Annotated in this window: 9 protein-coding genes; 3 read left to right on the top strand and 6 right to left on the bottom strand. The window is 46.6% G+C overall.

Translation table 11 applies throughout. The features are described 5' to 3' along the window. Positions 1 to 233 precede the first annotated feature (233 nt). Together deoD and C3B51_RS23310 are read right to left on the bottom strand one after the other, a co-directional pair. Complete coding sequence (deoD, locus tag C3B51_RS23315) at positions 234 to 935, bottom strand: purine-nucleoside phosphorylase (RefSeq protein WP_125717227.1); 702 nt, start codon at positions 933 to 935, stop codon at positions 234 to 236. A 17-nt stretch (positions 936 to 952) separates the two neighbouring features. Continuing rightward, a complete protein-coding gene (locus tag C3B51_RS23310; protein WP_125717228.1) occupies positions 953 to 2,167 on the bottom strand; it encodes a phosphopentomutase in 1,215 nt (404 codons plus the stop codon). 316 nt (positions 2,168 to 2,483) lie between these two features. Here C3B51_RS23310 and udk point away from each other — a divergent pair, with 316 nt between their 5' ends. Beyond that, on the top strand, positions 2,484 to 3,113 hold the full coding sequence (udk, locus tag C3B51_RS23305) for a uridine kinase (RefSeq protein WP_049865267.1): 630 nt from the start codon (positions 2,484 to 2,486) through the stop codon (positions 3,111 to 3,113). Positions 3,114 to 3,130: 17 nt separating this feature from the next. Continuing rightward, on the top strand, positions 3,131 to 4,354 hold the full coding sequence (locus tag C3B51_RS23300) for a NupC/NupG family nucleoside CNT transporter (protein WP_046004603.1): 1,224 nt from the start codon (positions 3,131 to 3,133) through the stop codon (positions 4,352 to 4,354). A gap of 100 nt (positions 4,355 to 4,454) precedes the next feature. Here the strand turns inward: C3B51_RS23300 and C3B51_RS23295 are convergent, their stop codons facing one another. From C3B51_RS23295 to C3B51_RS23280, 4 genes are all read right to left on the bottom strand, one after another. Next, a complete protein-coding gene (locus C3B51_RS23295) occupies positions 4,455 to 5,366 on the bottom strand; it encodes a hypothetical protein (protein ID WP_130246553.1) in 912 nt (303 codons plus the stop codon). Then, positions 5,363 to 6,160, bottom strand: a complete 798-nt coding sequence (locus C3B51_RS23290) for a glycoside hydrolase family 25 protein (RefSeq protein ID WP_130246552.1) — start codon at positions 6,158 to 6,160, stop codon at positions 5,363 to 5,365. Before C3B51_RS23290 ends, C3B51_RS23295 begins: the two co-directional genes overlap by 4 nt. Before the next feature lie 140 nt (positions 6,161 to 6,300). After that, the gene (locus C3B51_RS23285) at positions 6,301 to 6,552 is read right to left on the bottom strand and encodes a DUF2999 family protein (RefSeq protein WP_046004601.1); all 252 of its coding nucleotides are present in this window, start codon (positions 6,550 to 6,552) and stop codon (positions 6,301 to 6,303) included. A 15-nt stretch (positions 6,553 to 6,567) separates the two neighbouring features. Beyond that, positions 6,568 to 7,773 (bottom strand): RsmB/NOP family class I SAM-dependent RNA methyltransferase, encoded by a 1,206-nt coding sequence (locus tag C3B51_RS23280; RefSeq protein WP_206076674.1) that lies wholly within the window; start codon positions 7,771 to 7,773, stop codon positions 6,568 to 6,570. Positions 7,774 to 8,374: 601 nt separating this feature from the next. Between C3B51_RS23280 and C3B51_RS23275 the strand changes: the two genes are divergently transcribed. Next, the gene (locus tag C3B51_RS23275; protein ID WP_125717231.1) at positions 8,375 to 8,596 is read left to right on the top strand and encodes a hypothetical protein; all 222 of its coding nucleotides are present in this window, start codon (positions 8,375 to 8,377) and stop codon (positions 8,594 to 8,596) included. Positions 8,597 to 8,768 lie beyond the last annotated feature (172 nt).

The raw sequence follows: 8,768 nt of genomic DNA, 5'->3' as shown, positions 1-8,768 counted from the left end.
TCTAAATGAGAAATTTTTAACACAGTTAGCGTCATATTTGCTCCGTCAAATTGAACAGGCATTAAGTGAAATTGGTATTATAGCAACAAAATGAGCGCAACAAATGACAGATAAAAAAAAGCCGCACTAGGTGCGGCTTTTTGGGTGTGATTCGCGTTGTTTTAGGCGTGTCTCCAAAACTCTGCGATTACGTTACCAAGGAACAGGGAGGCCCTTTTAAAGGACCAAATTCTTTAAATTGATTCTAGGGCAATTTTAACCATTTCATTGAACGTGCTTTGACGCTCTTCTGGCGGCGTTGCTTCACCCGTGATCACGTGGTCACTTACTGTGAATAGTGCCATTGCCTTTGCACCGTACTCAGCTGCAACGCCATACAGACCAGCTGTTTCCATATCCACAGCCAGTACGCCCAGTTTGTCTAGCTCTGGGTAAAAGCTGCTGTCGGCCTGATAGAAGGTATCTGTGGTGTATACGTTACCCACTTTTGCTTCAATACCCAGGCGACGTGCTGCGTTAACACCGTTCTCAAGCAGACCGAAGTCAGCAATCGCGGCAAAATCATAGCCACGTACACGAGCACGGTTAACGTTTGAGTCGGTGCTGGCACCCTGAGCGAAAATAACATCACGGATTTTTGTATCCTGATTAATACCGCCACAAGTACCGATGCGAATTAAGTTTTTAACACCAAAGCTGACAATCAGCTCGCGAGCATAAATAGACATAGATGGAATACCCATGCCTGAGCCCATAATACTAACTGGCTTACCGTTATAAGTGCCGGTAAAACCAAACATGTTGCGTACGTCCGTTACCTGACGTGCGTCTTGCAAAAAGTTTTCAGCAATGTACTTGGCACGCAGTGGGTCCCCTGGCATTAGCACCGTTTCTGCAAAATCACCTGGGTTAGCATTAATATGCGGAGTACTCATAACATGTTTCCTTTAAATCAAGCCTTAGCGAGTTGGGCTGCAAAGCCGTCACCATAATCACAAGCAGACAGGTTAAACCATTGAGCCAGTGTCTGGCCCATGTCTGCGAAGCTGTTTCTTTCACCTAACGGAGTATTGTTCATTCCGTTACGATACGCCAATACTGGCACGTATTCGCGGGTGTGATCTGTGCCCGGTGCGGTCGGATCACAGCCGTGATCAGCTGTAATAAGCAGCAGATCATCGTCTTTTAATTGGTCGATGATGTTCGGTAAATAAGCATCAAATTGCGCTAACGCTTCTGCATAGCCAACCGCGTTTCGGCGGTGACCAAACTTCTCGTCGAAATCCACCAGGTTGGTGAAAATCAAGCTGTGGTCCGGTGCGCTTGCCATGACTTCGCTGGTTTTTTCCAGCAGATTCATCAGTCCAGGCGCTTTGTGCTTTTGCGTAATACCTTGATGCGCATAAATATCTGCGATCTTACCGATACTTATCACCTCACCACCATCGTTTGCCAGCTTGTCTAGTACCGTTGGCGACGGTGGCAACACTGAGTAATCGCGACGATTACCAGTACGAATAAAGTCGGCACTCGAAGTGCCTATAAATGGCCGCGCAATCACTCGTCCTATATTCATTTCATCAAGCAGTGCCCGTGCGATTTCACATACTTGATAAAGCTTGTCAAGGCCGAATGACTGCTCATGTGCGGCTATTTGAAACACACTGTCAACTGAGGTGTAGCAAATAGGCATGCCAGTTTTGACGTGCTCTTCACCCAGTTGCTCTAAGATGGTTGTGCCCGACGCGTAACAGTTACCTAAAATACCGGGGATCTCTGCACGCTTGCACAACTCATCAATAAATTCTTGTGGGAAACACGGCTGTGTATTGGGAAAGTAACCCCAATCAAATAACACAGGTACGCCTGCCATTTCCCAGTGCCCAGACGGTGTATCTTTACCACTGGATAACTCTTTTGCATAACCCCAGGCTGCTTGTGGCTCGATGCGCTCGGCAACTTCACACGTTTCTTTGCCTGCGGCTTCACATGCGGCAACCAAACCTAACTTACTTAAATTAGGTAAAGATAAGGCTTCGCCCTTTTCTTTCTTATAAGCTGCTAACAAATGAGCGAAGGTATTAGCACCAGCATCTCCAAACTTCTCGGCATCGGGCGCTGCGCCAATGCCCAAGCTGTCTGCCATTAATATGATTGCTCTTGCCATAATTTACCTCTCATTTGTTTATTCTGACGCACAACGGTTTTGTTTTTTTGTCGTGGTTACTCGTCAGAGGGTGTTACTTTATTTGTAGCCAAAATTAACGTACAGGACATAAGTCCGCTGTCATAAAAGCATAACAAAAAACAACTTGTACCTATATTAATTAAATCCTGTCACTAATTGGACCAGCGGACATAAGTCCTGTTTTGTTATAACCAAAACAATTAAATTTGCTCCTTAAGCGAGGCAAAAGAGATTAATCGTGTCTTTTTTGCTATTGTGATCTTCCAACATTAACAGCTGCTGGGTGTGAACTTTAGTGACACGAACAATTATAGCCATCGCCGGCGCATCTGCGTCCGGTAAGTCTCTTTTTAGTCAAACTATTTATAACGAATTAGTAAACGAACTTGAATCGGGTGCCATCGCCGTTATAGAAGAAGACGCTTATTACAAAGATCAATCGCATTTGCCGTTTGAACACAGAACTCAAACGAACTATGACCATCCGGATGCGTTTGAACACGCGTTAATGAAAGAGCACCTGACGCAACTGCGTCAAGGTAAGTCTGTACAAGTACCGACTTACGACTATGCTCAACATACACGCAGTAGTGAGACACGCACGGTAAACCCGGCAAAGATTTTAGTCGTTGAAGGGATCTTACTGTTAAGCGATCCAGCATTAATCGAAGAATTTGATATCAAGGTGTTTATTGATACGCCGCTTGATATCTGTCTGCTGCGAAGAATGCAACGAGACATAGAAACTCGCGGTAGAAGTATCTCTTCGGTGGTTGAGCAATATCAGGCAACGGTAAGACCTATGTTTTACCAATTTATTGAGCCTTCAAAGCACAATGCCGACTTGGTCGTAACCCGTGGCGGTATGAATCGCGTTGCGATTGATATTATTAAAAGTAAAATAAAATATTTACTGCAAGAATAATACGGGAACAATCTGGCATGACAACAATAATGAGCTTAGTCGGCATGTTAATGCTACTAGCCATCGCCTACGCCGCTTCCACCAAGCGTAGTGCCATTAATTATCGAACCGTGGGTATCGCATTTATCATGCAAATACTCATCGGCGGCTTTGTACTCTTTGTAGAAGCCGGTAAAAACGCGCTTGCGGCTATGTCGAAAGCGGTTTCATCTGTCATTGGTTACGCCAATGACGGGATCAGTTTTTTGTTTGGCCCATTAGCGGGTGCAGACAATATAGGGTTTATTTTTGCGATCCAGGTATTGCCAGTGATCGTATTTTTCTCAGCCCTGGTCGGTGTGTTATATCACATCGGGATCATGGAGTGGATCATCAAAATCTTAGGGGGTGGTCTACAAAAGCTGCTGAAAACGTCCAGACCTGAATCTTTGTCAGCAACGGCAAACATTTTTGTGGGACAAACTGAAGCACCTTTAATTGTAAAACCTTTTATCCCTAAGATGACTCAGTCAGAACTCTTTGCCGTCATGGTAGGTGGTCTGGCAACGGTGGCAGGTTCAGTGATGGCAGGTTATGTTGCCATTGGTGTTGAACTCAAATACCTGATCGCGGCCAGCTTTATGGCAGCACCAGGGGGTTTCCTGATGGCCAAGATGATTGTGCCGGAGACCGAAAAGCCAAAAGAAAACCTCGCAGAGGTTGATAGCGGCGACGACAAACCGGTTAATGTGATCGATGCGGCAGCAGCTGGCGCGTCAAGCGGTATGCATCTGGCACTGAATGTCGGTGCTATGTTACTGGCTTTTGTAGCACTGATTGCACTATTAAACGGGTTACTTGGCGGTATCGGTGGGTTGTTTGACCATCCGACACTGACACTACAAGAGATTTTAGGCTATGTATTTGCTCCGGTTGCCTGGATGTTAGGTGTACCTTGGGCAGAAGCCACTCAGGCAGGCAGCTTTATCGGCCAGAAACTGGTTGTAAATGAGTTTGTTGCTTACCTGGATTTTATGAATTATCGCGACACGTTAAGTGAGCACACACAAGCGATTGTCACATTCGCGTTATGTGGATTTGCTAACTTGTCATCGATAGCCATCTTACTAGGCGGACTGGGCGGTATGGCGCCAAGTCGAAGAAAGGATATCGCACGCTTAGGGCTCAGGGCGGTTTTAGCAGGGTCTATGGCTAACCTAATGAGCGCAGCAATTGCAGGGTTTTTCCTCTCGCTAGCTTAGAAACTTAATGAGATAAGCCTCAGTTGCAAAACAATTGGTTGGTTGCTTTAAGGGGTTAGAGTAACCAAACTAACTTGAACGATACTTCACCAAAGGGCCTTTATGGCCCTTTTATCGTTTCTGTCTCACCACTTTTTGCTATCCGATAGGTTTCCTGTGCATGCAGGTACAGCCCTTTCACAATACGATAGAACCCCCAGATAAGCAGTAATGGCATTAAGATCAGGTCAAACAGATTGACCGCCAGCGTACTTACCAAATAGTGTGACAAAGCATTTTGCTGATATCTGACATGCCTGGGCGAAACTTTTTCCAGCTCGTGAATGCTCGATTCGGCCTTATCTTTCAGTGATGCTTTGTTTTGTCCGTGTGTGACGTCCTGGTGATATTGCAATAACGCTGTGCGGCCCGTGGTTTTATAGCTGGCGCTAACAGAATGACTAATGGCGCCGCTAATATGAATGGCATAAGGCAGCATCAGGTGCAGCAACACAAAGGCAAGTAACAGACCTTCACACACCCGTTTTAAGACCGCGCACAGCACCACAGGCAGGCCAAACAGCTCAGCACACAGCCAGATTGTAGCACCGCTCAAAGTGATCACCAATAATGGCATCACGATGACGTGGGCAGCCTCGCCAAGCAAGGACAAGATCTCCACGGCAACCAGTGACGCAAGGTTAAGATTGATCCCCTGCTGCAAATAATGCGTGACCGTTGCAATCATATTGCCAACATCCACTTTAAATTCGGCAATAAAAGACACGCCCACCTGGCTGCTTTCAACCACTTTAAGCAGGCCATTTATCTCGGCCAGATAGAATAAATCGTCCAGCGCCTGCACCTCAACATGGTGCAGATATGCCTGATTGCTCAGATACAGCGCATCCGGACGGTGCTGCCAGTCATGGTAGTGGATCACCACCAGGGTTAAAAATGTCACTACAATCAGCAATAACAATGCCCGCATTACTGTATGCTCATGTTGCCAGAGCTGCTTTGCAAAGTTCATGATTTTGCTCCCATCGTTGCGCATTTCATTGCATTTAGCCCAGCCTCACCGGCTATCACTACATCTACATCAACCTGGGTATGCACCCCTGCAAGATGGGCTGAATCTGAGTATTGCCATAGCCACCAGGCTTTGGCCTGCTCTGGCACACTGGGGCTGTCGGCGTAATCCGCTAACCAAAAAGGGTGACTGGCAAATTGAGACGATAAGTTTTTTTGCCAAAAGTCGCCATAGCTGTAAAGGAGTGTCTGACATCCAGTGCGCTGCTGTACTGCCGCGATAAACTTTGCAACTCCGCTGCTGATCTGCTCCGCGGAGCGGTTACTGGTGATCTCGACATCCAGCATAGGCATGAGCGTGAGCCCAAGACCCTGCACCGTCTTTGTAAAGTTGCCGACCTGCTTAACGGGATCGTCATCTGGCTCAAAGAAGTGATAGGCACCCACCTGCAAACCGGCCGCCTGAGCGCCTTTGAGATGAGAATAAAATGCAGGATCCTGATAAGTAATACCATCAGTGGCCTTGATATAAACAAATTGCACACCGGCCCTGGCAACCTGCTGCCAGTCAACAGTGCCCTGATAATGGGACACATCAATCCCCAGTACAGGTGCCGCACCTGGATCGCTGAGGTACTGCTGCAAGTGCTTCGGAAATACGGTCAATGCCTGCTTATCAGCCTGTTGCGCAGGCGGCATTAAGCTGGGTCGGAAAAAATAGAGCAAACAGGCAATGGCCGTAAAGAGCACAAAAACCATGGGGGAATCATGTTCGAGCGTTTTGCTGGAAAGCATTGAGTATCCTTATCATAAATGGGTGCTACCACGCGAATAGCATTTAGTTTAGTCAAAGGAAGTGAATTTGTCTGATGAGATGTCTGGTATAACGGACGAGCCGGCTTTAGCACCGAGCCCATCCGCATGGGCAGGATTAATTATTGTTTAAGCTGCGCTTTTGCCTGTTCTACTTTATCGTAATCCAAACCCAGCTCCTGCACTGCTTCTTTGATCAGTGCCGGGTTTTGCATTACGAGGGCCATCAGCTGTTGAAGCTTATCCGCAGGAATATTCAACTGCTGAACGACAGCCATAGCCATTAGCGGGTTTTCGGTCAACGCCTGGAATACTTCATTGATTTTTTCGTCACTGATGTTGTGCTCTTTAAGCAAAGCAATAATGGGATTCATGTGTTTTATCCTAGTTTAATCTTTAGGTGATTGGTTACGGCACAAAACAGCGCCATAAAATCCGTCAAATTCTGAGTTAACACCAGGCAACAGACTCAGCTCTTGTTGCAGAGTCCAGCCAGGATTTACATCCAAAAACTGAGCGACTTGCTGTTGATTTTCAACCGGTAATACTGAACAGGTTGCATATACCAGCTTACCACCTGGGCGGCACATCTGGCTGTATCTTTGCAGCAGATCCGCTTGAAGCGCAATAAGTTCATCGACATTTCGCTCTGTGAGATGCCATTTACTGTCTGGGTTGCGCCGTAAAACACCCGTTCCCGAACAAGGGACGTCAAGCAAAACCCGATCAAATTTATCTTTAAGGCGTTTGATGGTCTTGTTATTTTTAATAAGCCGCGTTTCAATCATATGGCAACCGGCACGCTTTGCACGCTTTTTCAGGTTATCCAGTTTATGCTGATGAATGTCCATCGACAACAGACGACCTTTATTGTTCATCAAAGCAGCAATATGTAAACTTTTGCCACCAGCACCAGCGCAGGCATCGACCACTTTCATGCCTGGTGCCAGATCAAGTAATGGCGCTATTTGCTGAGAGCCGGCGTCTTGCATTTCACACTCACCTGCCTGAAACGCACTGGATCTAAACACTCTATCAACGGCCTCAATCGCCAGGGCATCCGGCAACGATGAAGAGACGGGTTCACAGGCTATCTGCTCCTTCGCTAACTTACCGGCAAGCGACTGTGCTGAGCTTTTCAAAGTATTGGCTCTGAGGTAATAACCCGGCGCACGATTTAACGCCTCGGCCACAACAGGCCAATGTTGTCCAAGTTGTGACTCCCCTAACTCATCGAGCCAATCAGGGTAGCTGAGCTGGACAGCCCGAGGGGCGCTCTCAAGGCGCGCTTGCAGATCCGATTTTGTGAGTTCACACATCTCTTCCCAGTCAGGGATATGTCCATCGTTAAGCACCTGATATGCCTGCCAGATGGGCCAGAAGTCCTGCTCAGTCACATTACTGAGGTACGCCAGCTTACGCACAAAGCGCACTAAGTCATACAATGTCGTGACAAAATAGGCTTTATCTTCACGGCGCCAGTGTGGATTATCCTGTATATGATGCTGAATGATTTTATCAGCATATAACGACTGCTGGGTAATGCTGTTAAATGCGGTGTGTAAAGTACTGATTAGTTGACGGTCAACGGTCACGCGGTGTTCTCTGCCTGCAAATATTGAACCTCAATTGTAGCGCTTTTAACGAGCTCAGACCACATGAGGTTCACCGACAAACAGCACCTTTTAAGAGGAGTTGTACCTTCTGAGAAACGCCCATCAAGGTAACGTATGCACTCTCATTGAAACAGTTTGACAACATGGTTAATTATACGACAAATTAAAAAAGCGCCTTTGACGTTTGCAGTAAAGGAAGCATAACGAACATGACAAAGGATTAAAAAATGACACTGACAATGAAAAAATCGCACCTCAAATCCCTCTCAGAGGCAAAAAAACTAGCTCCGGCCCAGACTCCTCAGGTCGCAGGGGGTGAGTTTTCCTGGTGGCACCGGGATTGTATTCCAATGACCGCGGAGTGTGCATCTGGCAGCCCTTGTGTGATCACTGGGGCCTGTAACTAAACGCTCACTATGTTGAAAAGCCCGTTTGACGGGCTTTTGACCCATCATTAAAAACAAAAAATAAACACAACAAAAACAGTTTGACAACACAATGTGCATCATGCCACATTGAATGTACCTGCAGCAGGAAAGTCGCAGGTCACTTTTACCATGAATAACTAAGGATATAACTCATGAAATTACAAGTAAAAAAGACCAAGTTGAAGGCACTATCTCAGTCTCAGCAGTTAAACCTGGCACAAACGCCTAACGTTGCAGGCGGCAACGTTGAACCGGATAGCAGCTACCCAAGTTACCGTAACTGCCCGCCACCAACCGACACAGATACCCTTGCGACGAGCCCTGGACCTGGCCGCCCCTGCGTGATCACCGGCCCTTGTACTGACTTCAACTAATCGCCGGGCAATGTAACTTCTGTCAAAGAAGCTTGCATTGCCATAATCTTGCTAAGCAATAAACATATCCTCTTTGCTATCTGATCTCTCATTTCATTAACTGATACCAATTTGCTTAATTAAGTGTTCTATTTTGAGGCGAGAAAATAGGGTCGATAACCAGGCAAAAATT

Source organism: Pseudoalteromonas rubra (assembly GCF_004212645.1).
Lineage (GTDB): Bacteria > Pseudomonadota > Gammaproteobacteria > Enterobacterales > Alteromonadaceae > Pseudoalteromonas > Pseudoalteromonas rubra_G.
This window is presented reverse-complemented; position numbering and strand designations above follow the sequence as displayed.

Bases quoted from the DNA above. Each gene is read 5' to 3' on its own strand.
- C3B51_RS23310 (WP_125717228.1), bottom strand. From the start codon at position 2,167: ATGGCAAGAGCAATCATATTAATGGCAGACAGCTTGGGCATTGGCGCA.
- C3B51_RS23295 (WP_130246553.1), bottom strand. From the start codon at position 5,366: ATGAACTTTGCAAAGCAGCTCTGGCAACATGAGCATACAGTAATGCGG.
- C3B51_RS23285 (WP_046004601.1), bottom strand. From the start codon at position 6,552: ATGAATCCCATTATTGCTTTGCTTAAAGAGCACAACATCAGTGACGAA.
- C3B51_RS23290 (WP_130246552.1), bottom strand. From the start codon at position 6,160: ATGCTTTCCAGCAAAACGCTCGAACATGATTCCCCCATGGTTTTTGTG.
- C3B51_RS23300 (WP_046004603.1), top strand. From the start codon at position 3,131: ATGACAACAATAATGAGCTTAGTCGGCATGTTAATGCTACTAGCCATC.
- deoD (WP_125717227.1), bottom strand. From the start codon at position 935: ATGAGTACTCCGCATATTAATGCTAACCCAGGTGATTTTGCAGAAACG.
- C3B51_RS23275 (WP_125717231.1), top strand. From the start codon at position 8,375: ATGAAATTACAAGTAAAAAAGACCAAGTTGAAGGCACTATCTCAGTCT.